Raw genomic sequence first — 26850 nt, 5'->3', positions numbered from 1 at the left:
AAAAAACAAAGTTTTTACACATATATTGCAAAAGGCAGTCCTATTTATCTGAATTTCTTACAAAAACAGGCTCTTCCATTTTATCACTGTTAATGCTAATGGCAAATAATGTTCGTATATAAAACAATCAATAGCCATCTTCCCGGCATGAGCATATTAGCCTATTATAAAAATGAAGAGTTTATTCCAAAGAAAATAAAACTGGAATCATCCAACAAAGTACCCATACCCTAATAGTCGAAAACGAGAAGAAAAAATCAAATTATAGTTCTGTTTTTGGGGGCATCTAGAACCATTTATGAAGAGGCATACGGCACATTTCAAAAAAGCAAGACTATTTTGACACATAAACAGCCGTTATTAACGAGTCGTAACACTATCATAACCTACTACAAACCATTCTATTAGGTGTTTTTTTGAAGAAAGTTAAAATTTAAGAGAAAAGACTTCTCTTTTAATCTAATATTTTCCTATACTTGCAAAGTTTTTCAGGTGTATCATGCGCAAATGAAAAACACAGCTTACAGTTCATTAATAACTAACTCGAAGACAGGTCAACTGTAAACTTTGAACAACGAAATGAAAAGAACCTTGCACACTAAAAACACATTCTTGGACACCTATACGGTGGTTTTTAGGTATAAGATACTCAGCGACCTTCTTCGAAGTCTTTGCGTCCGCCAGATTTGATTCTACCCCTGCGGACACGCCTTCAACTATTCCTTATTTAGGATAATTTTCTCTTAACGAGGGAGAATTGTTTCATTTCGACAATACGCATGGGATAAGATCCCATAAAAGGCGATATAACTTTTAGTATTAACCAATTATCTTTTTATGTGCGACGATGACAAACCTTAGCTCAACACAAGAACTACAAGGAATCGTAGTTGGAAACCGGATTCCAAAAGACTACTTCGTTACCAAAGGACACGGAGAAAGTGACATAACTGTTCACGCTGGCTCATATCACCTAGCTTTAAAACAGGCAAACATAGAGACGTTTAATATCATGACTTACTCGTCGATTATGCCTAGCATAGCCACAGAGGTACCACAACCTGCCAAAATTACCCACGGCTCCGTTGTTGAATCGATTATGGCTGTTGCAACTACTAGTAAGGGCGAGCGCGCTTCTGCCGGTATCATCTACGGTTGGTTATACGACCGCAAAACAAATGAACGCCATGGGGGTCTCGTGTGTGAACACAACGGCAACTATGAGGTTGAGGAAATAGAAAAGCTACTTAGACTAAGCCTTGACGAACTTTACTATAACGGATTCTCAGAAGATTTCCGTTTAGAAGACATCTGCATTAACATCGAAAGCTTCGTTCCAGAAAAAAAATACGGAACCGCACTTGTTGCGATTTGCTTTACGTCCTACCTCTACCCTGTAATCAAGGGTTAACACGCTGAAGACATTTAGTCCGACATACAAAACAGCAACCTTTCCCATAATAAGGTTGCTGTTTTCATCCTTTCGCTCACAATTACATTATTTGGAATTTACTCGTAATGGAAAAGAAAGATCTTCTTAAACAAGTTATAAAGCACGTCGATATAAAATCGTTTGATGCTAGCCCAATCATCAATTCAATGAGAGAAATGTCGTTCTCTTCGAGAGAAACTGCCAATGCAGCCGACATCTTCAACATGATGATTGCCGAAAATGGATGCACCAACATCCTTACCATTGCAGGTTCGACTTCTGCTGCCGGTTGCATGCAGGTGTACGTTGACCTTGTAAAGCACAACATGATTGACACCGTTGTTTCGACCGGTGCATCGATTGTAGACATGGACTTCTTCGAAGCGCTTGGCTACAAGCACTACCGAGGAACCCAGTTTATCGACGATAAGTTTCTACGCGACAACTATGTTGACCGTATTTACGACACCTATATTGATGAAGAGGAACTGCAATCTTGTGATTCAACCATCAAGATTATTGCTGATAGCCTAGAGCCTCGCCCCTACTCTTCGCGCGAGTTTATCTACGAAATGGGCAAGTACCTTTCGAAGAATGCCGTTAAGAAGGAGTCGCTTATTCAAACTTGCTACGAGCATAACGTGCCTATCTTCGTTCCAGCATTCTCTGACTGCTCGGCAGGATTCGGTTTAGTAATGCACCAGGTTGAACGCATGAAGGAAGGCAAACCTTACGTTACTATTGACTCGGTTGCCGACTTCCGTGAGCTTACCGACATTAAGATTGCGGCTAAGACTACCGGTCTATTCATGGTTGGTGGTGGAGTTCCTAAGAACTTCGCACAGGATACCGTAGTTTGTGCAGAGTGCCTTGGGGTAGATGCATCGATGCACAAGTATGCAGTGCTTATTACCGTTGCTGATGTTCGCGATGGCGCTTGCTCGTCGTCGACACTTAAGGAAGCATCGTCGTGGGGTAAGGTTGATACCGTGTACGAACAAATGGTTTACGCAGAAGCGACCACTGTTCTACCACTTATTGGAAGCTACGTATTTCATAAAGGTGACTGGAAAAATCGTGAGCCAAAGAATTGGACTAAGATTTTCCAAAAGTAGTCATCATCGCATAAAAAGAAGAAGAAAAGCCAACCGGGAGGTTGGCTTCCTTTGTTATTTGCAGGACAAAGATCGTCTGCAACTCCTATTCCATTCCTAACTTTTGAAACTCTGGGGCGTACTTTCTATCCTCTTTCTGGATATGAATACGTAGCCAGTCGCGCAGGTAGTTGGTTATGCTGAAGATGACATCGTGCCCCTTAGCCATACCGTCCTTAAAGTGCTTTATCTTGTCGGTGAAAGCACGATGCTCGGCGATATGCTCCTCGGTAAACTCGTAGCCGATCTGGCTGAAGATTTTCTCCTCGAACCCGAAGTGAAACTTAGCGTAATCCTCCAACTTACCGAGCACATCGATGGTAACCTCCTTGGTGTTGCGATCGAGTATTGACTGATAGATTTGGTTGATGTACTTGATGAGCTCCTTATGCTGATCGTCGATAGTTTTTATTCCTACAGAGTAATCGGCATCGGACCACTTGATAAAAATGTACAAGTCTTTATTCATGTTTTAATTGTTGTTTCCTTCCTTGAAAAAATACGGAGGAAGGACTTCCCCCTCCGCCTTCGCAAACTAAAGCTTACAAGCTCTTCTTTAAAACTTCGAGAACGCGTTCTGGCGTTAGCGCCTGACGTTCGCCCATGGCGGTCCATCCACGCTCGGTGAAGCGGGTGCAAATGGTCTGGAAGCTTTCGTCGCCAATGCCGTACTCCTTGAGATGCGTTGGTACGCCCATCGATCGGAAGAACTCTTCGGTCTTAGCGATTGCTGCACGAGCCTTTTCGTCGGCAGAGCCGCTGGTAATGCCCCATACGCGCTCGGCATACTGAGCTAGCTTCTCCTTCTTCTCCTCGAACATCACATCGAGCATGGATGGAAGAATGATAGCCAGCGTTACGCCGTGGGCAAGCCCATGTAAGGCGGTGAGCTCGTGTCCTATCATGTGGGTAGCCCAATCGGAAGGCATGCCAACAACGATAATGCCGTTGAGCGCCATGGTTGCAGCCCACATTAGGTTCGAACGCACGTCGTAATCGGTTGGGTTTTCGAGGGCTTTTGGACCTAGCTCGATGAGAGACTGAAGTAAACCTTCGGCCCAGCGATCTTGCACCAACCCAGCTGCAGGATAGGTCATGTACTGCTCCATTACGTGGATGAAAGCATCGATGGTACCGTTGGCAATCTGAGCTTTGGGCAGCGAATAGGTATACTCGGGGTCGAGAATCGAAAACTTAGGGAAAGTATAGGGCGATCCAAAGGCATACTTCTCCTTTGTGGCGCGCTTAGAGATTACTGCACCGGAGTTCATCTCGGATCCGGTAGCGGGAAGCGTAAGTACGGCGCCAAGAGCAACCGCTGAGTCGACCTTAGCATGCTTTACAAGAATATTCCAAGGATCTCCAACAAAAGGAATGGCGGCTGCAATAAACTTAGTGCCGTCGACCACCGACCCACCTCCTACTGCAAGGAGGAAATCGACCTTTTCGCGACGGGCAAGCTCCACTGCCTGAATCAAAGTCTCGTATGCAGGGTTGGGCTCGATGCCACCAAACTCGACAACCGAGAAACCTGAAAGGGCTTTAAACACTGCATCGTACACACCGTTCGACTTGATGCTTCCACCTCCGTAGGTGACCATCACCTTTGAGCCTGCGGGGATGTGGCTGCTAAGCTTCTCGACAGCACCCTTGCCAAACTCAATCTTTACAGGATTGTAAAACTGAAAGTTGTTCATTGTATTGCGTTATTTTTGTTTTGTCTAAATTAGAATGGAAAGATATAAAAATCCAACTGAAATAGCGCCACCGCTCCCCTTCGTCAATTATACTTATTCGGGTAATTTATGAAGGGAAGCCAGGGCTGCTACACCTCATTCGACAAGTATAAGGAGTACAAGCGATCCCTTGAATCATCAAAAAAGAAATGAAGAACTCTGATCCCTATGTACAGAAATACCTCAGCCTTATACCTTCCTCTGTTCTTTTCCATCACCATAAAATACCGGAGCTACAACGATGGCTACGCCAGCTGTCCCTAAAAATGCCAATACTGCGTAGGCGATAGTGCCCGGTGAGGGGCGGCTATCCGCAGCTGAGTTTGCTCCATCAATAAAAATTTCAGCAAAAGAGGCGGGTAAGAACCATCAATAGCAAATATTAGTACATTTAGTTCCTAAATTTAAACAAACTACCTATGAAAAGTATTCCTCAACGGCTGAGCGATATTCGCAGCCTGATGGCACAGCACAAGCTGGAAGCATATATCGTGCCCAGCAACGATCCTCACTTTAGCGAATACGTGGCCGACCGGTGGAAGTGCCGGGAGTGGCTTAGCGGCTTCACGGGTTCGGCCGGAACGCTGGTGGTTACCACCACCTCGGCGGCGCTGTGGACCGACTCCCGCTACTTTATTCAAGCCGAGGCGCAGCTGAAGGGCTCGGGTATCGAGCTGATGCGCATGGGAATGCCAGGTGTGCCCTCCATCGAGCAATATATAAAGGATATGATGGAATTGAGCTCGACCATTGGCGTAGATGGGCGCCTCTTCTCGGTAAGCGAGTTCGAACGCCTGTCGGATGCGCTTGCCCCAAACAAGCTGAAGGCTGCGGCCGACCTGGTGAACCCCATCTGGAGCGACCGCCCTGAGATCCCCAAGAAAAAAGCATTCCTCCTACCCGAAAACATAAGCGGCATGAGCACCACCAGCAAGCTACAGCAGCTGGTGAAGGCGGCCCACATCCATAAGGACGACATCATGCTGCTATCGGCGCTCGACGAGGTGGCGTGGCTCTTCAACATCCGCGGGGCCGACATCGACTACAACCCACTTGTGCTGGCCTACGCCGCGGTTTACTACGACAAGGCGGTGCTGTTTGTCGACGTGGAGAAGCTGAGCGAGGACGATCAGAAGGTGCTTACCGGCAGCGGCGTGCACATCAGGCCCTACGAGGAGTTCGAGGCGTTTGTCGAAAGAATTGACATCACCAGAAACGTTATCATCAACCCAAGGAAAACCAACATACTGGTAAGGCAGAAGCTGCAGCACCGCAGCGTGAACATCATTGAGGATAGGGACGCCAACGGAACGGCAACCTCGCTGAAAGCGGTAAAGAACGAGGCCGAAGTCGCCGGATTCCGCCATGCCATGGAGCTGGACGGCGTAGCCCTCGTCCGCTTCTACATGTGGCTGGAGGATAGCTTGGGGAAAGAGACCGTAACCGAGCTGAGCATCGCCGACAAGCAGCGGGAGCTGCGCGCCATGTCGGATGAGTTTATGGGCGAAAGCTTTGGCACCATTGCCGGCTACAGGTGCAACGGGGCACTCCCCCACTACTCGGCCACCGAAGCCTCCAACGCCGAGGTGAAGCGGGAGGGATTCCTGCTCATCGACTCGGGCGGGCAGTACAGAACGGGGACCACCGACATCACCCGAACCGTACACCTGAGTACGCCAACCCAACAGGAGAAGATTGACTACACGCTGGTGCTAAAGGGGCACATCGCGCTGGCCATGGCCGTGTTCCCTGCCGGAACCCGCGGGTCGCAGCTCGACATCCTGGCAAGAGGGCCGATGATGCAGCACTGCATTAACTACGGACATGGGACAGGACACGGAGTTGGGCACTTCCTTAACGTACACGAGGGGCCACAGAGCATCAGGATGCAGGAAAACCCCGTTACGATGAAGCCCGGAATGGTAACCTCGAACGAGCCCGCGCTCTACCGCCCAGGACTGTACGGCATCCGAACCGAAAACCTAACCCTTTGCGTACCCTACGTTACCAACGAGTTTGGAGCATTCGAGCGGTTCGAGACCATCACCCTATGCCCCATTGACACGAAGCCAATTGAGAAGAGCATGCTCACTCCCGACGAGGTGGCCTGGCTAAACGGCTACCACCAAACGGTATTCGAAAAGCTAACGCCATACCTCAACGAGAACGAGAAAGCTTGGCTGAAGGCAAAGACCGCAGCCATCTAGTAATAGCCTACAAGCCGAAGGTTACTGCCGGCTAACACCCACTAATCCGCATGAAGCACGAGGTTGCTCTTGCGGATTTTTTGTATAAGGGCATCCATCGCTCCACTATCAGCGTCAGCCGGAAGGTTATCAGCGTCCATCGCTCCACTATCAGCGTCAGCCGGAAGGTTATCGGCATCCATCGCTCCACTATCTGCGTCAGCCGGAAGGATATCGGCATCCATCGCTCCACTATCAGCGTCAGCCGGAGGGCTATCAGCATCCGACTCTCCACTATCAGCGTCAGCCGGAGGGTTATCAGCATCCATCGCTCCACTATCAGCGTCAGACGAAAGGTTATCAGCATCCATCGCTCCACTATTAGCGTCAGACGGAAGGTTATCGGCATCCATCGCTCCACTATCAGCGTCAGACGGAGGGTTATCGGCATCCATCGCTCCACTATCAGCGTCAGACAAAAGGTTATCAGCGTCCATCGCTCCACTATTAGCGTCAGCCGGAAGGTTATCAGCGTCAGCCAAAAAGCTACAAGATGGATTCTGCTGCATTATCGGGTTTAATGGAAAGAGTAAACCTGAAATGAGGAGCCTTAGTGGGGCAATGTGGAGATGCTATTAGCTGCGCCGCTATAAGCGCATGCGGCAGCACTAGGTTGCCACCGCTTTTCGACGATTACCGGGATGGTGAAGCCGCTTAATGTAGAATAGCGAGCCGCCATAGCGGTACGGCAGGAGCTTTGCCTGGCAGGCGACAAGGCTCTCCAAATGTTCTCCAAACAAAAAGGGTGGCATTGCTGCCACCCTAGTGTAAAGAAAACCAAATAGCGCCTACCTAGTTAGGAGCTTAAATTCGATACCAGATATACGCTTATACTCAACGCTTGAACTGCCAAATACCCCTTTAACGTAACGCTTAATGTCGTGAAAAATAGTATAAAGCGAATCGGGATTGGTGTAGAACACCCGATCGCGCTCGATACGGGCCGATTCGAGGGCGCCTTCGGCAGCTGCGCAACGGTCGTTGGCCGCGATAAGGCTATCGGAGTACTTGCGTACCCCCTCTTTGGTAAGCTCGGGCTCGTTGGCCGCATACTTAGGGTTAGCCTCAACGAAGGAGGCAATCTGAGCAAAATTGCTGGCCTTGTCTTCGTAGCCCAGCTGAGAGGCAGTACGCGCTTTAGGCTTCGTTTCGGGAGTAACCGCAGAAGCAGCATCGGCTGTTGTAAGGGCGGTCGTGGCTTCCAAATTCTTATTCTCCTTCTTCGAGGTTGACTTAGGACGCATCTTGCGGGCAATGGCCTTTATGCTTTCTAGAGCCTTCGCATCGACACCCGAAATGGAGTAGATGCTTACCACACGAGGAAAAAACGAATCGAGATCGTTGAAAAGAGCAAAACGAACGTTTATGGCATCGCTGCAAGCCGCCTCGGCGGACTGCTGATCGTCTAACGTTTTTTGGCCAAGCGCCCCATACTTCGTAAGGTTGAGCGACTTTAGCATTTCCTGCGCAGGGTTGTACTTAGCCCCCAGCTCCCCAGTAACGCCTACTATTTTTTTAAAGTTGGCAAGGTTGTTGGCATGACCCGTGTTACTTGCTGTACCCATAAATACTAAAAGAGTTTTAATTAATATTTGAGTTAACTTATACATCGGTGAAATTGTATAATTACATTTTTGGCTGTTGGCAATGTACACTCTCTCATCACGAAGTACAGAAAACAAATTTAAGATTCTTTACTAGAAAAACAAATTTTTCACCAAATATTTCATCATGGTAATAAAATAATGCAGCAAACATATCCCTATGTGATAGCCGTATTAGCTTTTATGCGATACGATATACCATTAAACATCGCTAAATTATTGCCACTACCGGCAGCAGGGGTAGCAGCCCATCGGTAAATGCCGAGGAGGTAACGCCGACAAAAGAAAGTCAACCAAAAAAAGTTAAACATTGAAGAACAATGTTAGCATTATTTACCTATGTTTGGGGTGATAAAAATTTGGTCACGAAACCTTTCCTGTCCGGGACGTCCTCCTCAACTGTCTATCCTGTATACTCGGACATGGAAAGGTTTCTTTTAAAAATTCTACGGATAAGCTCATAATGCCCGCAGCGGTATTCACAAGAAATAGCAGCAGCATGGAACCTGAAAGGAAAGGCATGCAAAAATCCCCAAAGGGGTAAGCGCACCTAACCCAACAGAGAAAATGATAAAAAGATAGAATAGCAAATAATAACCCTAACATTATGGAGTTCAAAGAGCAGATCAAGCAGCTTGGCGACAAGGTTACCAAGCTCAGAGACCAAATTCAAACGGAAGAGGCAACTAAAAGCGCATTTGTTATGCCATTCATACAGAGCCTCGGGTACGACGTATTCAACCCCATGGAGGTTGTCCCCGAATTTGTAACAGACTTTGGAGCCAAGAACATTGAAAAGGTTGACTATGCTATCCTAAAGGAAACACAGCCAATAATGATTATTGAATGCAAAAACCATCTGGAGAACTTAGATAAGCATTACACCCAAATCCACAAGTACTTTCACCTAACCAAAGCGCGCTTTGCCCTGCTAACAAACGGCGTGGAATACAACTTCTACACCGACCTAGACAACGCCAATAAGATGGATGAAAAGCCATTCTTTAGCTTCGACCTCACCACCATCAAGGAGCAGCAGATAAAAGAGCTAGCCCGCTTCCACAAGAGCGGATTTGATGTGAACACGATACTCACATCCGCTAGCGAGCTTAAATATTCCAATGCAATAAAAAATGTCCTAACAAAAGAGCTTGCCACCCCAAGCGCCGAGTTCGTGAAGTTTTTCGTAAGCCGCGTGTACGATGGTAAGGCAACCGAAAAGGTTATGACGCAGTTCACCGAAATTGTTAGAAAGACCGTCGACCAAACCTTCAACGACATTGTTAGCGACCGATTGATGAACGCCATTAACCAAACAAAGCCTCAACAGGTAGAGACCGACACAGCCAATGCCCATGAAAAAGCAGCGGAGGAAAGCAAGATTGTAACCACCGAAGAGGAGCTTAACGGCTTTTACATCATCAAAAGCATCCTTCGCACCAGCATTGATGCCGAAAGAATACACTACCGCGATTCGCAAACCTACTGCAGCGTCATCCTAGACAATAACAATCGGAAACCGATATGCCGACTATGGCTAAATGGACAAACAAAGAAGTATATCGGCCTTTTTGACGAGAACAAGAAGGAAACCAAGATTGAAATTGCAACGCTAGACGATATCTACGGCTATGGCACGCAGCTAGTGGATACCTTACAGATGTATGAGAGCGAAGAGAAGTAGATACCAAACGCACACCAGCCGTATCGTAATACTTTATCAGTACCTTCGAAGCGTATAAAAAAGATATTGCGCTTTGGAAAATTTAGTAGCCCTTGAAGAAAAGAACAAGCTAACGCTGCTTGATGTTGTAATTTTGGTTCTATCGGTCTACGTGCTAGCCTCGCTAATGGTAGAGACGTTTGGCAAGCTGCCGAGCAACATGACGCATCTGCTAAGCATCATCGACAACTTCATCTGCTATATTTTTCTTGCCGACTTCGCCTATCGCTTCTACAAGGCACCAAATAAGTTACAATTCATGAAGTGGGGATGGATAGATTTGGTATCTAGCATTCCCACCATTGGAGTCCTCCGCTACGGGAGGTTCATACGCCTTGTCAGGCTACTGCGTATACTTCGCGCCTTTCGCTCTATAAAGTTCATCGCAAAGCATATCTACAGGAACAAGAAACAGGGAACATTCACGAGCGTGACCCTTATCGCCTTCCTGATGATCGTGTTTGGCTCCATCTCTATACTGCAGGTAGAGACGGCAGCCAACTCCAACATTAGAACAGCCGAAGATGCAATATGGTGGTCTTTCACCACCATAACGACGGTAGGCTATGGCGACCTGTACCCTGTAACGACCGAAGGACGAATTATTGCTGCATTCCTAATGGTAACAGGCGTAGGCATATTCGGCACCTTTACCGGCTTTGTGGCATCGTGGTTTGTTAAGGATAAGAGCGAAGAGTAACGGGCAAGCACGATAATAAGCAAAGATGACGAAAGCGAAAACCGTCTGCTAACAAAAAACACCTAGTATATTAACTTGTAATGAAGAATCAGCAAGAAAGGACTTTCAACATGCCCAAAAAAATACTTCTATCATTTCTACTGTGTGTAGCATACCTCTGGTCCTACTCGCAGAACGAAAGACCCTATCGAGAAGAGTATGTGCTCAAGCTGCCTGTAAACAGCAAGCAGTTCTACGAGCAAAAAGTTAACCGATCACCTTTTTTTGTAAAGGATAATATCCTTCAAATCTATCCGGGAGAAAAGATATTCGTTGAGGTTGAAAGCGACACAAGCACGATCACCTCAATGAAGGTTGTAAAAGAGAACCTTAACCCTGAGAAAACCATTACCATTGAACTATCACAAGAGGTAAAGGATCGGATAAGTGAGCACATGATGCTAGAAATCAACAATCCATTTAATAAGGTGCTAGAATATAAAGCCATGATGTTTATTGTTGGACACGACAAGTGGATTAGCACCGATGTGCTGCCAGTAAAAGCAAAGCTTACCAGCTTCGAGATGTGGAACGATGTAATAACAACACTCGTACTTTCAGATTGGAAGTTAAAGTAAAGAAAGCACAACTTGCAGCATCCCCTAGCTAGGCGAAATACCCATACAACAATTTTGAGCAATCGAGGGCTACAACCTATGAGTAGTAGCCGGAAGCGAGAAAAATAAAATATTAGCACCAGTAATTAAGATCATTGAAAGCAACGGATAAAACATCATTCACAATGAAAAAAGCACTAGCCATTTTGGCGCTACTACTTTCCACCACTGCATTTGGGCAACAGGGCGAGAAAAACTTCATAGACCAAAACTACATAGAGGTAACCGGAAAGTCGGAGATGGAAATCGCTCCCGATAAGATCTACATAAAAATTGTAGTAAACGAAAAGGACATTAAAGGCAAAAGTCTCGCTGAGATTGAGACCTCGATGGTTGCAAAGCTGCAGGAAATAGGAATAGACACAAAGAAGGATCTAGCTATTAAAGACGTTGCCAGCAACTTTAAAAGTTACTGGCTTGCTAAATCGGACATTATCCTTAGTAAGGAGTACCAGCTGCTCGTTCATGATGGCACTTCGGCAGGTAAAGCTTTCGTAGAGCTTCAAAGCATAGGTATTTCCAACGTATCGATAGACCGAGTTGAAAGCAGCAAAATTGTAGACTACAGAAAAGAGGTGAAGCTACAAGCAATAAAAGCCGCTCAGGAAAAAGCGAAGGCGCTTACCGAAGCTATAGGCCAGAATATCGGCAGAGCCTTATTCGTAAGGGAAGTCGAGAATGACGCATACAATGCACTACAAGGAAGAGTCCCCGGTATTGTAGTGAGAGGCTACGCCAACTCAGTTATGTCGGTTTCTGACAAATCGGAGCAGAATATTGAATTTGAAAAGATAAAGTTGGAGTATAGCGTATTCGTAAGGTTTGATCTGAAATAAGGGGCAAGCCGCAATCATCGCTATAAAGCAAAAAAGGGAGACAAAAAAGACAAAGCCAGAATACAAACAAAGCGGAATACCCAAAGCTATCCGCTCTACCAGCCAAGTGCACTGGAGCGGCATAGAGGGCAACCGCCACATAAAGCAAAAGCATAGGCAGTGCCAACGCATTGCAAGAAGGATGTGGTGACTACAGAAGAGCTAGAACAGCATCAAACAGGTGCTAGTTCTGCCCCCCAACCCCATCCGCACAAAACCCATAAGTACGAATCAGTCTAACACCCAATAGTATGAAAAGATTGCTGCTGATTACCGCATGCCTTACGCTCCTGCTCTCGGGATGCGACAAGGAGACCACCTACCCCAGCAACCTGCTGGCCACATGGCAACCCCAGGAGCATAGCTTTCTGGTTACGCTTACCCGCGACTACAGCTTCGTTAGCCTCTTCGGCAACCCATGGAAGGGGGAGGTAAGGGTAAACGGAAACCTGGTAGACTTTAGCGACAACCGATTCATCATCGACAACTCGCTTGGCGATAAAAGGCTATACGGCAAGAGCATCAACTTTACCTTCTACAGCAATGCCGTAGCTATTGTACAAAACGAAAAGAGCTACGTGCTCACCAGCGGCTTTAGCGTAGACCTGGCTAAAGGCACCTTTACCGCCAAAGGAACCGCCACCTCCAAAACCGAAAGCATCGAGGTTGACGTAAGCCTAAGCGCGCCAACCGTTAGCATAAAGAAGGGGGTGGAGTACCCCATTGTTGATGCCATGTTCTTCACCAAGGCTCCCATTCAGAAGATCACCTTTACCAGCAACGGGAAGATTAGGGGATCCCTGATGGACATTGACGTTTGCACCGACTTCACGGGAAGCTACTCCACCAACGGGGAGACGCTCAACCTGTCGTACAACGTATTTACCAAGAACGTGAGCTACAGCTACACCTACGAGGTGAAGGACAACCACCTGGTGCTAACAAGGCCCATCGACTACAGCACCTACGACATCTACGCCACCATACCCAAGGAGATCATCGCCAGCTTGAGGTACCAAATTTCGATGGCCCAGCTGCCGAACGAGTAGGCTGCACGAACAGGGGTGGCAGTAGAGGTGTAAAGGCAAACCAGCCACCACCTCCTATCCGCAGCACGGCGATGCGCGTTTGCGAGCTGGAGGTGAGGCCAGCCAACCCGGCATTGGAGCAGCGGCAGTACGAGCAACAGCCAAGGCTGCGGTACCGCAACCAAGGGAAGCGCGCCAGCAGGCGCATCGGCCATGATGCACGGGCGCCCCATCGGAGGGCAACGGCACAAAAGAGGAGCCGCCCTCTTGCGCTATACGATTGTATTGCCGAAATTTATAGGGATAAAATAACGGATGGGCACGCCGTAACGCCTGCGCCAGGCTCAAGGCCAAGGAGTGGGCTGTCCGCCGAAGTACCATATAAAGCGACTTGAAACATGAAGAGGATACTACTACTGCTGAGCTACTGCCTGATTGGGGTAACGCTTGCCGCAGCGCAAGGCGAGGATGCCGAAGGCTGCAAGGACCATCCGATGTTCAACCGTATGCCCCACTTCCACCTATCGGAGTGCGACCTCAAGGAGTTCGACGCCTACAGCTTCACCGTGGAGAATAGCACCGAAGAGAGCGCGAAGCGAACAACGGTGGAGGGTAAATTCTACCACTACACCTACCTGCTCGACGAGGGGGCTAGCGAGGTCTCGGACCTACAGATATTCCGAAACTTCGAGAATGCGCTCAAAAGCATCCACGCCACCATCGTCGGCAAGGTGGTTGAGAGCGGAAACAGCTACAGCTTTATCTGCGCCAAGATAGCCAACGGCACCAACGAGACCTGGATAAAGGTTGAAGCCAGCGCGCCGGAGTACCAGCTAACCATTGTCGAGAAGGAGGCCATGGTGCAGGTCATCCGGGCAACCGACATCCTAGCGGCGCTGAATGCTGATGGGTACATCGCCCTCGACATTCTCTTCGACAACGGAAAGTCGACCATCAAGCCCGAATCGCAGCCCATCATCGCCGAGCTGGAGCGCCTCCTGTCGGAGAACCCAGCGCTCAAGGTGAGCATTGAGGGGCATACCGACAATGTTGGCGATGCGGCCAAGAACAAGCAGCTCTCCGAGCAGCGGGCCAACGCCGTTGCAAGCGCCCTAACGGGCAAGGGCATCGGCAAGCAGCGGCTCTCCACGGCGGGTTGGGGTGCCGAGAAGCCCGTTGCCGACAACCGAACCGCTGAAGGTAGGGCCAAGAACCGCCGGGTAGAGATCGTAAAGCGGTAACACCCGCCCAAGCGGCCGCCCCACAGCGGCAAGGCAGTAGGCCAGACCACCAGGTAAAAGAGTCGCCAACAGCAGCCGATAGGTTACCCTCGCAGGCTACCGGGTAAAAGGCTGTACAAACAGCTGTACGGAATAAACGGAAAGAGTATATTTGGAGATCACCGTTTGCTTCACCACGAAAAAATAATACAAAAAAAAGAAACCATAAATGAGCTACAAACAATCTAACATTTTGAGGAATACAGCAAGCCTATTTTTGCTGTTACTTACATCACCTATCTTGCATGCGCAAACTTTTGATACAAATGCAACTTATACAAATGCAATAAAATACTACAAGGCCAAAGACTATAAATCAGCAGCAATTCAATTCAGCAGAGTTATAGACAGCTGCGGATACGAAATTTCGTCCACAAGCCTTTACAACGGAGCCTGCATATACGCATTAAACCAAGATACCACAAATGCCATAAAAGCATTAGGCGTACTTGCCGATAAACGATTATATACCAACTACCAGCATATAGCTGGCGACAGCGACCTGATATGCCTCCATGCCTGTCACGAATGGAAATCTATCCTAGATAAGGTTAAGCATAATGAGGAGACACTTCCCCAACGAATCAAGGAAAAGGCTAAAGACGAACTGTTAAAGGCAAAGGCTATCCTGAACAAGGATGACGGAAGGCTGTGGGGAGAAAACATATGGACAGACAAATCAATTATCCTAGGCCGCAATGGCGATATCTACTCGCTCTACCCCCTAAAGGGAAGCAGCACCACCGATTCTGTTCTATACTACAAAAAAATTGAACCCAACGAGCTAAGCCAAACAAACACCGTACAGGAATACGAAGGAGAGAAATTTGCCACCATTCTGTATAACTACCTAAACAACAATAGCGGAACAATTATCCATGAACTTTTCCACATTTTACAGGCTAAGCACATAAAGCTCTACGGCAACCAGATTGATTACCTAGACAGCTACGATGCAAGAGAGTGGCTACGGCTAGAATTCCAGGCGCTACGAAACGCCCTCAAATCGGCAAATGAGCAAAAGGAAAAGAGTGTTGTTGAAAGCTACCTGCACGATGCCATTACTTTTAGGAAACTACGCCAGGATAAGTATAGCGCCTTTCTGAAGGAAGAACTCGAGATAGAAACGCTAGAGGGAACGGCCAACTATACCGGCTACATTCTATCTACCTACCCCAACAAATATAAGGAAGCAATAAAAGAGATAGACGAACGAGAAGTTGCTGACACCTACACCCGTCCATTCCCCTATGCCACCGGCTTTGCCTATGGATTGCTCTTTGACCACCTAAATATCCAATGGCGCCAGGGGCTAGATCACGTGTACAACTTTCTAGACATCTACGAGAAGCAATGCCTAGGCAAAGCGCTGAACTTTACCGCCAATGAGCTGAAAAATGCAAGAAAAAGAAACAGTTACGACAGCATCCATAAGCAAGAAGCAGAAAGAAAGAAGGTAAATGAGAAGAATATTGCCTACTATACCGAAATGTTCTTCAAGAAGCCTACGCTATCGGTGTTGCTAGCCGATAGCCTATTCGCACAAAGCTACGACATGAATGGAACACTATCTCTTAAAGAAAAAGGAATGGTGTACTCAAACATCAAAGGTAAAGATCGACAAGGGAAAAACTTTGGCAACTTTTCTACAGCTGAGGGTAAAGCGGCACTTGGCGTTTCTGGAATCTTGAAAAAGCGTAACGGTAAAAACACTTGGTTTACCTTTCCACTTCCTACAGAAATAAAAGGAAACACTATTGTAGGAGAGTACTACACCATAGAGCTAAACCAAGGTTGGAAGGTGGAAAAAGCCGACAAAAAAGGAAACCTACGGATTGTAAAGGCCCAATAGATGATTTTTTCATGAAGATGTCATGACGTATAGCAAAAGTAAAAGAAGCAATAGTCCAGTTTGCAGCAACCTTTACCCTAGCAGACCAATCGACGCCAAACAACTTAACGAACAGACTTCTGCTACCCTTCGACATTAATCGAAAAATACCGTATCCCACAATAGCAAGTGGAGGCATCATACTGGTAGTGGCGCAATGCTGCCTCACCAAGCCATCAGGCAAAGGAGCAGCCAACAGCAGCCGATAGGCTCACCTTGCAGGTGTTGGATAAAGGGCTCTCCACCTCCATTAGCACCTAGCAGTTAAAGGAGAAAGCCCTCTTACCAGCAGCCTCGCACGGAGAGGTACCCGCACCACAGCGACAACCTAGAATGGCACCCGCCCAAGTGGGCAATTAAAAGTATAAGGGAGGAAAAGAATGAGCAACAGCAACGAGTACACGGCCATGTTCGACAGGCTACTCTTTGGTTTTATCGTGAAGCTGGTAGTGCCCACCAGCTGCTTTCTAGGCGCCTGGTGGATATCGCTGCTATTCACCCAAAGCGGTTTGGCAATTGCAGGGGCAGCGCTCTCGGGCGCAGCGATAGGAATGATGGTTAACGCGCTAGTAGAGCGCATTCGAGGGGTTGACGTCTACCGCATATCAAAGCCTACGCTGATGCTCATCTACCTGTTCTACACCTGCTGCATGTTCGGGTTCTTCATGGGCGTACCCATCTTCCATCCGGCGCTAGGCGCCACCGCCGGCTACTACTGGAGTCAAAGGCTGCTCGCAACGGGCGACACGAGCCGCTTACGGGCAGAAATCCGAAAGGTATCGGCATTTACCTCGGCCGTAATTGCAGCAGTTGGCCTAACATCGGCTATCTTTGCTTTGATGAGCCAATCGACACCGGCCGACCTAAAGCACATGCTCCGCCTGCCGTTCGACATCACCCCCGCAATGCTGTACGCCATAATTGTAGCTGGCGGCATCATGCTGGTAGCGGCGCAGTACTGGCTCACCAAGGCAACCATGATCTGGACATTGAAAAGGAATGGGATAGGCAAAATAGGATGAAGAAACGACTCGTTATACGTTCCAACCTATGGGGATTCAACAAATCGCAGCGGATAAACAACTACTGGGAGAAGTTGAGCAAGTGCTTTGACATTACCTGACCAACATATACTAGAAAATTTTACCATGAAGCTACAGGGAATAGTAAGGAAAACATCAATAGCCATCCTGCTACTTATAGGCGTAAGCTTATGGGTGCAGGCTCAAAACCGCCCACCAAAGCTACGCTTCGAGGATATCTACACCAAAATCGACACCTTCAGCACCAGCCAGCACTACTACAACCAGAGATGCAGATGGTTTAATGATACCGTTGTAACGTGCAACCTGGTAACGCCACACACCTTCGATCTGCAATACTACCTAAAGAGCAACAGGCTCGACAGCACCTACGTGCCAACCGACCAAGAGAAGGAGCGCTACCTCTCGTTCTTCGAAATTGGAGCACAAAACTGCCACAGCTACTCGTTGGAATGCTACTTCAAGAATTCAGGAATAGAAGGTATAAGCCTGTTCGACCATAACACGAGTGTAGGCTCCGAGTACCTTACGAAAATACTTGCAAGCACATTCGAAAAAGTTCAGGAGCTAACCATAAAGCCCAAGCATAAGCCCAAAGAAGGCATCGTCAGCAACACCATCCTCGTATTTAGCTCCCGCTATTCCAGGGCCATCCACTCCGTTTACTACTCCAACGGGGTATACTTCTCTAAGAACGGAGCGTTTGCCCCAAAGACGTACAGCAACCTCAACGACATCCTAAAGCTATACTTCGACACAACTATCATAGAGGCATACCAGCTGAAGGCAGCCATAAGGGCAAAGCTATAGGCCACCGCCCGCTACCGAGCAGAACTTCCTCGACGCTTTTAAGCAGCCAAAGCCCCTGTCATAGGCTATAAGCCAAAGCCTAAAAATAACAAAAGCGCAGTCGAGTTGCGAGGGTAAAAGAGCCGAGCCGCAACACGGAGAATAAGTAGAACCACAGAAAATATACCATGAGAAGACGTTTAATTATTCTTTCTGACCTATGGGGTGTCAACAAATCGCAGTGGGTTGACCTCTACCTGGCAGAGCTGAATAGTTGTTTCGAGGTAAAGTACTACGACTGCTGCGAGCTGGGCGATGTGCGAAAATCGGTGTACACCGAAGAGCATCTCCATCACCAGTTCGTAAGCGGAGGTATCGAAAGAGCCGTCGAAAAGCTAACCAAGCTAGAGCCGGAGCATGTGGCAGTACTAGCCTTTAGCATTGGCGGAACAATAGCCTGGAGGTTTGGGCTCAAAACCCAACGAGTAGATTCTATGTACTGCGTTTCGTCAACAAGGCTGCGCTTCGAAAACACCTCCCCCATCAGCAGCATAGCCCTCTTCTATGGCGAAAAGGACGAGCATAAGCCTCAACAGGATTGGTTTCGCCAGATGGGAATCGTCCCCGAAATTGTAAAGGAGGGAGAGCATTTAATTTACGCCGAACCGGAATTTGCCAAGCGCCTATGCAAACGCATACAGCAAAGCATACAGGCTAAAGCGCCAACTTGCAACCGACAATAATCAATCAACACCAATAGCAGCAACATGCATATCGACCACATCGCCATTTGGACCACCGACATAGAGCGGATGAAAAATTTCTACTCGACACATTTTGGCTGCAAGGCATCAGCCCGATACGACAACCGCCAAAAGCAGTTCTCGTCCTACTTTCTCACCTTCGGCAGTGGGGCACGTATTGAGATCATGCAACGGGTAGATGTCACCGAAGTGGTGGGTAAGGAGTCCATAGGACTAGCCCATTTTGCCGTTACCGTAGGAACCGCCCAACAGGTAGACCTCCTCACCCAAAAGATGGAGGAAGCAGGCGTCACCGTAGCCAGCTATCCCCGAACAACCGGAGATGGCTACTACGAGAGCGTGGTGCTCGACCCCGACGGCAACCGTATCGAGTTAACCGCAGCCCGGTAACCCCAAAGCACGCCCATCCGCAGCCCGCCATGGCGCCAGCAGGTGTGCTGCAAACAGGTAGCAGCACCTCCGCCCCCTTACCCGTAACAAAACAAGGGGCAACAACGTTTACAGAAAGTGTAAGCGGCGCTACGGCTTTGCATGCCGAGCAGCATAGCGGTCTGAAAAACGGCAACCCCATGAAAGCAAAATCGTTCCTGCTCTACGTATTCCTGCTCATCGTCGTGGCATTCGCAGCATGCCGAAAGGATAATGCGAATAAGCAGGATCCCACCCCCACCCCTACCGAGCTCGACGATATATTCGATGCTGCTGCCAGCAATCCCAACCTGCGATGCCTGATAGTGTATAAGGATGGGAAAATAGTAAAGGAGAAGTACTACCAATCGAACGTAGCCAACACCCCGCACGACGTTCGCTCGGTTACCAAAAGCGTAATGGCGACGCTAGTTGGAATAGCGATAGACAAAGGCTACATCCAATCGGAGCAAGTGCCCATTGGCGACTACCTAAAAGCCTATCTACCCATCACAGACACCGCCAAGGCCAACATAAAGCTCTACCACCTGCTGACAATGAGCGCTGGAATGTTCAGCGACGAGCTTACCAGTACAACAAGGTACCTAGACTGGTTCAATGCTCCCGACCAGCTAGCCTTTACACTAAACCAGCCGTTTATTACCAAACCTGGGCAAAGCTTTTACTACGACTCGGGCATCGCACACCTCACCTCAGCCGTGCTAGTTCAAGCAACGGGGATGTCAACCTACCAGTTTGCGAAGAAATACCTTTTTACACCACTTGGTATAGGCGATAGAAATTGGCTAGTAGATAAGCGAGGGATAAATAACGGAGGTGCAGGGCTAGAGCTCACGCCCTACGACATGCTAGCCATCGGAAAACTGTACCTAAACAAAGGTAGCTACGGCAATACCCAGGTAGTTTCGGAAAGTTGGGTAGCTAAGGCAACAACAGCAAAGATAACAACCAACAATGCTCAACCTTATGGGCCCAATTACGGCTACTTTTTCTGGGTAGGCAGCCTATCATCGCACGATTACTTCTTTGCAAATGGCTATGGCGGACAATTCATCGTCGTAGTCCCCGATGCGAACCTTATTGTGGTTGCCACCAACAGCTGGGCCAACGTTTCGTCCACCGTAGCCATCCAGCAATGGAGCAGCACAATGAGCATAATCGCCAATAAGATAATCCCGCTGTACAACCCGAAGTAAAAGTAAGGCCAAGCGATGTAACGCTATTTTGAAATTCAACGCTACCACCCGCATTAACAAACAAATTACAGATGATTAGCAGGGTAGAAGTTTTAGCACCATCGTACAGCGTGCAACTCTTAGGCTGAAGCCAAAAAATTTGTCTACTCATCATCCGTTGCCTGAAGCCAACGCCTATAAGTGCGGCATGATAGACCATAAGCATCCTTGCCTATTCCCCAAGCCGAGGGATATGGGCGTAAAGCAATCGCCTGCCGAACCAGTAAGGCTACCTCAAGCAAGCCAGCAGGTGCTACCTGTGAAACACAAAAAAGGGTAACCTTTTGTAGGCTACCCTTAAAAAAAATTTACGACTTGTATTTAAACACTACCAAGCAAACAGCGGTAGATCTTTCATCATCTTATTAACCTCTGCGCGAACAGACGCAATCTTTGCCTCATTCTCGATGTTAGCAATAACTGTATCGATATACTCTACGATTAGCGGCATCTGATCCTCCTTGAGACCACGGGTTGTAATGGCAGGAGCGCCAACACGAATACCCGAAGTGGTAAATGGAGAGCGAGAATCGTAAGGAACCATATTCTTGTTAATGGTAATATCAGCCTTAACCAACGTATTTTCCACCTGCTTACCCGTAATGGTAGGATACTTGGTTCGAAGGTCAATCAGCATAAGGTGATTTTCAGTACCATTAGATATAACCTTGTAGCCCATGTCAACAAAAGTCTTTGCAAGAGCAGCAGCGTTCTTCTTAACCTGCGCTTGGTATACCTTATACTCTGGAGTTAAAGCTTCGCCAAAAGCAACAGCCTTAGACGCGATAACATGCTCAAGTGGTCCTCCCTGAATTCCAGGGAAAACAGAGCTGTTAAGCACCGCCGACATCATCTTTACTTCACCCTTAGGAGTCTTTATCCCGAAAGGATTTTCGAAGTCCTTACCCATAAGGATAATGCCACCACGTGGTCCACGAAGCGTTTTGTGGGTGGTTGACGTTACAATGTGCGCATACTTTACGGGATTCTCAAGCAGCCCAGCAGCAATAAGACCAGCAGGGTGAGCCATATCTACCATAAAGATAGCGCCAATCTTATCCGCAATTTCGCGCATACGCTTGTAGTCCCATTCGCGCGAGTAGGCAGAAGCACCACCAACGATAAGCTTAGGCTTATGCTCGATGGCCATTTGCTCCATATTGTCGTAGTTTACGCGGCCATCCTCTTCGTTTACCTTATACCCAATAGGGTTGTAAAGCGTACCCGATATGTTTACTGGAGAGCCATGAGAAAGGTGACCACCATGCGCAAGGTCGAGCCCCATAAATGTATCGCCAGGCTTTAGGCAAGCCATAAACACGGCCATGTTTGCCTGCGCTCCCGAGTGTGGCTGAACGTTAGCATATTCTGCACCGTAAAGTTCTTTAAGACGATCGATAGCAAGCTGCTCCACGATGTCTACTACCTGACACCCGCCATAGTAACGAGCACCTGGATAACCTTCGGCATATTTATTGGTAAGCACAGAACCCATTGCCTGCATTACCTGTTCTGAAACGAAATTTTCTGAAGCGATGAGCTCTACGCCATGAGTTTGGCGTTCACGCTCCTTCGCAATTAGATCGAATATCTGTGTATCGCGAACCATAATACGTTTTTTTAAGTTTGCGGGCTAAAGGTAAAGAAATTACCCTATCAAAAATGGAAATGGGTTAATGAATTTTACAAAAAATTTCGCTCATAACAGCGTAGAATAATGCGAAAGAACCAATCCAATTAAAACTATAAAAATCACAATTCGTATATAAAATACATTTATTCCATTAGTAGAAACCCTTTACTCCACTAAAAGAAGAAGCATGCTGCACATCGTACAAAAATGGGCTGTAATAGCAATGCTATTTACAACCATAGCGGTATATCCTAATAACCCAGCAAAAGGACAACGTAATTTTTTGATTACTGCTGGCTTTGGAGTTCCAGAGATGAGCAATGTAGGTATCCACTACCAGCAAGGGCAAGTACAGCTTGGCGCCTCGTACGGTTGGTTTCGAATCTTTGGCAATCAAATCCAAACGGTAACGATAGCAGGGCAATTTCATATCGCTGGAACTTCCGAGCTATCGCCACAAAAACCATGGTTTTCACGCGTAGGTGTATGTTTCTTGAATGAAGACTCGCAGGAAGAAGAGGAACTACACTCGCTGCTGAACTTGCAGCTGGGACGTCAGCTTAACCTATCGTACAATTGGGGTGTGGAGGTATACCTCGGCTACACTATACAGGTTGGTAGCAATAAACGAATAAAAGATTCATCGTATTGGGGGATTACTTCGAACTTGGGAAAGGCATCGTTTCCTAGCCTAGGATTCAGTTTCTACTACCGTCTCTAATGGAGATACCCAAAGTAGAAGCATAAAGGTTACCGAAATACGGTGCTAATCGTTACAGAGATCTACCAGTTTCTCCCTATAGATTGAGAGAATCCGCGATCGCGAGACAAACCCAACATACACACCATTACTATCCACAACTGGTAAGTTCCAGGCCCCCGACTCCTCAAACATTGCAAACACCTCCTCCATGGTGCTACCCACCACCACCTGATCGGGGGGCAATATAAGAAGATCGCTCACCAACACCTCATCGTACCTCGACTGGTCGAACATTATATGGCGAATGTCATCAAGCAGAACAACCCCCTTAAGGCAACCACCCCAATCGACAACCGGAAAAATGTTGCGCTTCGACTTAGCAACAGCCTTAACCAGTTCGCCAAGAGTTGCATTAAGCGCTACAGGTATAAAGTCAGCCTCAACGACCTCGTCGAGCGACATTGTGGTTATAGCCGCCTTGTCCTTATGGTGGGTTATCAAGTCTCCCGACTGCGCCAAACGCAGCGTGTAAAGCGAGTGACGATTACGGCTAAATACAGTTATGTAGGAAAGAACCGACACCAGCATTAGCGGAATAAACAGCTGGTACCCTCCTGTAATTTCGGCAATAAGAAAGACTCCCGTAAGAGGGGCGTGCATTACCCCGGCAAGCACACCAGCCATACCAACCAACGTAAAATTGCCAACAGGTAAGCTCATCCCAAAAAGAACATTTATAGACGTGGCCACAAAGAAACCAACCATCCCCCCAACAAAAAGACTTGGGGCGAAAATTCCCCCTACTCCACCTGCTCCAAACGTACAAGCCATTGCAGGAACTTTAAAAAAGATGATTAACAATGGGATAAGAAGTAGCGCCCAAACTTCTCCATTCAAATTGTAATATAGAGTATGCTCGAAAAGCACATCAGTCTTCAGCGTCAAAAGTTTCCCAATAGCCTCGTATCCCTCTCCGTACAACGAAGGGAAAAGCATAATTAGCAAACCTAAGAGCACTCCTCCAATTAGGAACCGCGAAACAAGACTCTTCTGTCGCCTAAAAAAGCCCTCAATGGTAATGGAAGCCCAAGTAAAGTAAAGCGAAGCGGCCCCACAAATAATACCTAAGATGATATAGTAAGGTATATTATACACCGAAAAGTTAAGGATATACCGCTCCGGGAAAATAATGGATGAACCCACAAATAGGTAGGTAATGCTCACCGCACAAACCGTAGAAAGCAGCAGCGGAACCACTGCCGACATGGTAAGATCGAGCATCAAGACCTCAAGGGTGAAGATCACCCCTGCAAGAGGAGCACCAAAGGCACCAGCAATAGCTCCAGACGCACCAGCCCCTAAAAGCAGCATAACCATCCGCGCATCTACCCTAAAGAATTGACCTATATTCGAACCTATAGCTGAACCAGTCATTACGATTGGCCCTTCTGCGCCAACAGAACCTCCGAGCCCAATTGTAAGCGAAGTTGCCAACATCGACGTGTACATGTTATGCGCCTTTAGCCTCGACTCTTTACGCGACATGGCATAAAGCACCTTTGTAACGCCGTGGCTAATGTCATCCCTTACAAAAAGACGAAGAAAAATAATGGATAAAAGAACACCTATCATAGGATAGGCAAACAAAAGAATGCTTCCGCTATCGGTTGGTAGCCATCCTGTAAGGTTAAGCTTCACAAAATGGATAAGCCACTTGATTGTTATGGCCGCAAACCCACAGATAATACCAGTAAGGACGCTAAAAAGAAGCGTTAACCGCCGACTTGGCAACCGCTTTATCTTCTGTATCAACAATCTCAGATACGACAAATGATTTACCTGCATCTTTTCTAATAGTATGCCTACGAAGGTAAGATATTCTAAATTGCCCACAAACACCAAAAGGGATCAACCGTCCCTAAAACAAAAGAGCCACCCGCATTGGCAGATGGCTCTTTAAATTATACGATTATACTCCGTTAGAAGTTTAACCCCTCAACGGCAACGTTAAGTTTCCCCTTTGCAACTCCAAGTACCTTAAACGACTTGTCGGCAAGGTAAATATTGTCGATATCAATTTGGTCTACTACACCATTGATGGCAATATTCTGAACTGAGTGGTTGTTCTTAAGGCTTGTATTTGCGGTATTCTTAGCAGTGTTAAGGTAGCTGCTAATTGGGAACACCATGTTTTCCTTGATCTTCTCCTTAATTGTACTCTTGAAGAGCCATGCTGCACCTTTAAGTAGAATGTTTTTGGTCTGCATTTCGAAATCGAAATCGGTAATCTCAACAGCCTGTTTTTCCTTGTTGTAAACTGGAACACCTACAAAGTAAACTGTACCATTAAAGCTACCCGAAAGGTTAGCGCCAACAACAACCTTTCCGTTGCTTCCATAAATCTGAAGGCTATTTACGGTAACGGCCTTACTCCCCGAGTTAAACGTCTTTCCTTTTACCTCCTTAACAGCCATTTGTTCTGCTTCTGCATAAGGAATATCCGTCCAGATATTGAAGTTAAACTGGCCATCGGACTTTTGAACCAATCGGAAGTTCGGTAGTTTTACCACAGGTGTAACAGCAGGAGCCTTTGATGAAACAAGCACTTCAGTTTGAGACTTAACGCCTACTGCTGTACTGATCATACCGTTGTGGGTGGCAAATGGAGTAGCAGTAATCTCTGAAGGAGTTAGCTTAAGCCAAAGGTTGTAATCCTTATTAATTAGCATTGGTTGCTGAACTTGCTTCCACGCTGTAGCCATTTGCGCTTTAATGTTGAATTGAGCCTTAATCTGGTTGTCAATTTCCGAGCAAACCCGTCCTTGCATTCCTGCAACAATTTTATCAGCTACATACTTAACCGGAACATTAAACCCGACAAGGCTAACCGATGGATTACTAATCCATTCGAATCCTGAAGAAACAGTCTTTGAAGAAACAGACCAATCGGGTGATATACCAAATGTAGTGTGATACTTTAGGGCTATTTGAAGTTCTACCTCCTTAGCAACCGTAATACCTAGCTTAGTCATTCCGCCTTTCAACCAAATTTTAAGAGGAATTCGATAGTCAATGCTCATCCCATTGATCTGAACAGCAATAGGCTGAACTTTCCAGACCTTAAGCATTACGTTGTCGTCCTGCATATTCTTGTCTTCGAAAAGTAGCCCGCTAATCTCACTATTGATTTTACCGTTGAGCATCTTTTCGCTTAGAGAAACAGGAACATTTACCACCGATGAGGTTGGCTTGTATTCGAAACTTGTATATCCCTCATTAGGCTTAGGAATATTAGATGTAGAAGAACACCCCTGAATAAAAAGAGCCATCGATAAGCCCCAAAAAAGCTTACAAAAACTTTTTACTCGCATGGTTTAAATATTTTGAATGGTTAAAGCCGCAAAGTTAACCAAACAGGAACGAGGGGGTGCCCCTTATCTTATTAAAAGGCGTTAATAAAAAAAGCAGCCATCGTTGGATGACTGCCTTCTATAATGAGAACTCTTTTCTAAATACGCTAAGATTTTTCGCTAAGCATGTGTAATGCCATATCCAAGATCGTGGTATCGTCAAGTTCAACCACCCCTCCGTCTGGCCCCTTTTCAATGTGAATTCCAACAGTTTGTCCTGATCGGTAGTTAGCACCGCCAAAGTAGTTGCGAACTGTTTCATCGGTTACATGCAACGACTCAGCGATGCGATGAATGCTTCCTTCTGGAAGACTGTCTTTAATTTTTCTGAGTTCATTAAACGTAATAGTTCTCATAACCCTGCTTGTTTAGTTTGGGAATTGGGATTCTTAACTGCTTTCCAATTTATACATTTTTTTGAATGAAAAAAAACATTTACCTTATTATTGTATTTATTTTAAGCACAAATAAAGTTTATATTTTATATCAAGCAGTTACAACTTCTCCCCACGTCGACTA

24 protein-coding genes are annotated in these 26850 nt (G+C 47.0%); 16 read left to right on the top strand and 8 right to left on the bottom strand.

Going from position 1 to position 26850, the window contains the following annotated elements:
• Positions 1-847: 847 nt before the first annotated feature.
• Both ACHZA1_RS13570 and ACHZA1_RS13565 read left to right on the top strand, forming a co-directional pair.
• Positions 848-1411, top strand: coding sequence for a pyruvoyl-dependent arginine decarboxylase (locus tag ACHZA1_RS13570; protein ID WP_320052401.1), 564 nt, complete (start codon positions 848-850; stop codon positions 1409-1411).
• Between the two features lie 107 nt (positions 1412-1518).
• A complete protein-coding gene (locus ACHZA1_RS13565; protein WP_320052400.1) occupies positions 1519-2547 on the top strand; it encodes a deoxyhypusine synthase in 1029 nt (342 codons plus the stop codon).
• Between the two features lie 85 nt (positions 2548-2632).
• On the opposite strand, the gene ACHZA1_RS13560 is transcribed toward ACHZA1_RS13565, so the two are convergent.
• Both ACHZA1_RS13560 and ACHZA1_RS13555 read right to left on the bottom strand, forming a co-directional pair.
• Positions 2633-3055, bottom strand: a complete 423-nt coding sequence (locus ACHZA1_RS13560; protein WP_320052399.1) for a bacteriohemerythrin — start codon at positions 3053-3055, stop codon at positions 2633-2635.
• A 73-nt stretch (positions 3056-3128) separates the two neighbouring features.
• On the bottom strand, positions 3129-4283 hold the full coding sequence (locus ACHZA1_RS13555; RefSeq protein WP_320052398.1) for an iron-containing alcohol dehydrogenase: 1155 nt from the start codon (positions 4281-4283) through the stop codon (positions 3129-3131).
• A 458-nt stretch (positions 4284-4741) separates the two neighbouring features.
• Between ACHZA1_RS13555 and ACHZA1_RS13550 the strand changes: the two genes are divergently transcribed.
• Positions 4742-6529, top strand: coding sequence for an aminopeptidase P family protein (locus ACHZA1_RS13550; protein WP_320052397.1), 1788 nt, complete (start codon positions 4742-4744; stop codon positions 6527-6529).
• Positions 6530-6570: 41 nt separating this feature from the next.
• Here ACHZA1_RS13550 and ACHZA1_RS13545 read toward each other — a convergent pair whose 3' ends face one another.
• Positions 6571-7077: a hypothetical protein gene (locus tag ACHZA1_RS13545; RefSeq protein ID WP_320052396.1), complete on the bottom strand. Its 507-nt coding sequence runs from the start codon at positions 7075-7077 to the stop codon at positions 6571-6573.
• A gap of 279 nt (positions 7078-7356) precedes the next feature.
• The gene (locus ACHZA1_RS13540) at positions 7357-8133 is read right to left on the bottom strand and encodes a hypothetical protein (protein WP_320052395.1); all 777 of its coding nucleotides are present in this window, start codon (positions 8131-8133) and stop codon (positions 7357-7359) included.
• A gap of 646 nt (positions 8134-8779) precedes the next feature.
• On the opposite strand from ACHZA1_RS13540, the gene ACHZA1_RS13535 reads away from it, so the two are divergent.
• From ACHZA1_RS13535 to ACHZA1_RS13480, 12 genes are all read left to right on the top strand, one after another.
• Positions 8780-9856: a type I restriction endonuclease gene (locus tag ACHZA1_RS13535; protein WP_320052394.1), complete on the top strand. Its 1077-nt coding sequence runs from the start codon at positions 8780-8782 to the stop codon at positions 9854-9856.
• A 73-nt stretch (positions 9857-9929) separates the two neighbouring features.
• Positions 9930-10595: an ion transporter gene (locus tag ACHZA1_RS13530; RefSeq protein WP_320052393.1), complete on the top strand. Its 666-nt coding sequence runs from the start codon at positions 9930-9932 to the stop codon at positions 10593-10595.
• A gap of 80 nt (positions 10596-10675) precedes the next feature.
• Positions 10676-11212 (top strand): hypothetical protein, encoded by a 537-nt coding sequence (locus ACHZA1_RS13525; RefSeq protein WP_320052392.1) that lies wholly within the window; start codon positions 10676-10678, stop codon positions 11210-11212.
• 164 nt (positions 11213-11376) lie between these two features.
• On the top strand, positions 11377-12087 hold the full coding sequence (locus ACHZA1_RS13520; RefSeq protein WP_320052391.1) for an SIMPL domain-containing protein: 711 nt from the start codon (positions 11377-11379) through the stop codon (positions 12085-12087).
• A 290-nt stretch (positions 12088-12377) separates the two neighbouring features.
• Positions 12378-13175: a hypothetical protein gene (locus ACHZA1_RS13515; RefSeq protein ID WP_320052390.1), complete on the top strand. Its 798-nt coding sequence runs from the start codon at positions 12378-12380 to the stop codon at positions 13173-13175.
• Positions 13176-13552: 377 nt separating this feature from the next.
• A complete protein-coding gene (locus ACHZA1_RS13510) occupies positions 13553-14395 on the top strand; it encodes an OmpA family protein (RefSeq protein WP_320052389.1) in 843 nt (280 codons plus the stop codon).
• Between the two features lie 208 nt (positions 14396-14603).
• Positions 14604-16286, top strand: coding sequence for a hypothetical protein (locus ACHZA1_RS13505; RefSeq protein ID WP_320052388.1), 1683 nt, complete (start codon positions 14604-14606; stop codon positions 16284-16286).
• Between the two features lie 419 nt (positions 16287-16705).
• Positions 16706-17347, top strand: a complete 642-nt coding sequence (locus tag ACHZA1_RS13500; RefSeq protein ID WP_320052387.1) for a hypothetical protein — start codon at positions 16706-16708, stop codon at positions 17345-17347.
• A 126-nt stretch (positions 17348-17473) separates the two neighbouring features.
• Positions 17474-18178: a hypothetical protein gene (locus ACHZA1_RS13495; RefSeq protein ID WP_320052386.1), complete on the top strand. Its 705-nt coding sequence runs from the start codon at positions 17474-17476 to the stop codon at positions 18176-18178.
• A gap of 167 nt (positions 18179-18345) precedes the next feature.
• Positions 18346-18900 (top strand): hypothetical protein, encoded by a 555-nt coding sequence (locus ACHZA1_RS13490; protein ID WP_320052385.1) that lies wholly within the window; start codon positions 18346-18348, stop codon positions 18898-18900.
• A gap of 24 nt (positions 18901-18924) precedes the next feature.
• Complete coding sequence (locus ACHZA1_RS13485) at positions 18925-19311, top strand: VOC family protein (RefSeq protein WP_320052384.1); 387 nt, start codon at positions 18925-18927, stop codon at positions 19309-19311.
• 179 nt (positions 19312-19490) lie between these two features.
• A complete protein-coding gene (locus ACHZA1_RS13480) occupies positions 19491-20546 on the top strand; it encodes a serine hydrolase (RefSeq protein ID WP_320052383.1) in 1056 nt (351 codons plus the stop codon).
• A 367-nt stretch (positions 20547-20913) separates the two neighbouring features.
• On the opposite strand, the gene glyA is transcribed toward ACHZA1_RS13480, so the two are convergent.
• The gene (gene glyA, locus ACHZA1_RS13475; RefSeq protein WP_320052382.1) at positions 20914-22194 is read right to left on the bottom strand and encodes a serine hydroxymethyltransferase; all 1281 of its coding nucleotides are present in this window, start codon (positions 22192-22194) and stop codon (positions 20914-20916) included.
• A 211-nt stretch (positions 22195-22405) separates the two neighbouring features.
• On the opposite strand from glyA, the gene ACHZA1_RS13470 reads away from it, so the two are divergent.
• Positions 22406-22939, top strand: a complete 534-nt coding sequence (locus tag ACHZA1_RS13470; RefSeq protein WP_320052381.1) for a hypothetical protein — start codon at positions 22406-22408, stop codon at positions 22937-22939.
• Between the two features lie 45 nt (positions 22940-22984).
• Here the strand turns inward: ACHZA1_RS13470 and ACHZA1_RS13465 are convergent, their stop codons facing one another.
• The 3 genes from ACHZA1_RS13465 to ACHZA1_RS13455 all read right to left on the bottom strand — a co-directional run bounded on the left by ACHZA1_RS13465 (position 22985) and on the right by ACHZA1_RS13455 (position 26687).
• Entirely contained in the window at positions 22985-24766 is a 1782-nt protein-coding gene (locus ACHZA1_RS13465) for a chloride channel protein (RefSeq protein ID WP_320052380.1), read from the bottom strand.
• 134 nt (positions 24767-24900) lie between these two features.
• Positions 24901-26292, bottom strand: a complete 1392-nt coding sequence (locus tag ACHZA1_RS13460) for a DUF4403 family protein (protein ID WP_320052379.1) — start codon at positions 26290-26292, stop codon at positions 24901-24903.
• A gap of 146 nt (positions 26293-26438) precedes the next feature.
• A complete protein-coding gene (locus ACHZA1_RS13455; protein WP_320052378.1) occupies positions 26439-26687 on the bottom strand; it encodes a DNA-binding protein in 249 nt (82 codons plus the stop codon).
• Positions 26688-26850 lie beyond the last annotated feature (163 nt).

The organism is uncultured Acetobacteroides sp. (assembly GCF_963667355.2).
Lineage (GTDB): Bacteria > Bacteroidota > Bacteroidia > Bacteroidales > ZOR0009 > Acetobacteroides.
The sequence above is the reverse complement of the archived record's forward strand: the minus strand, read 5'-3'. Positions and strand labels throughout refer to the sequence as shown.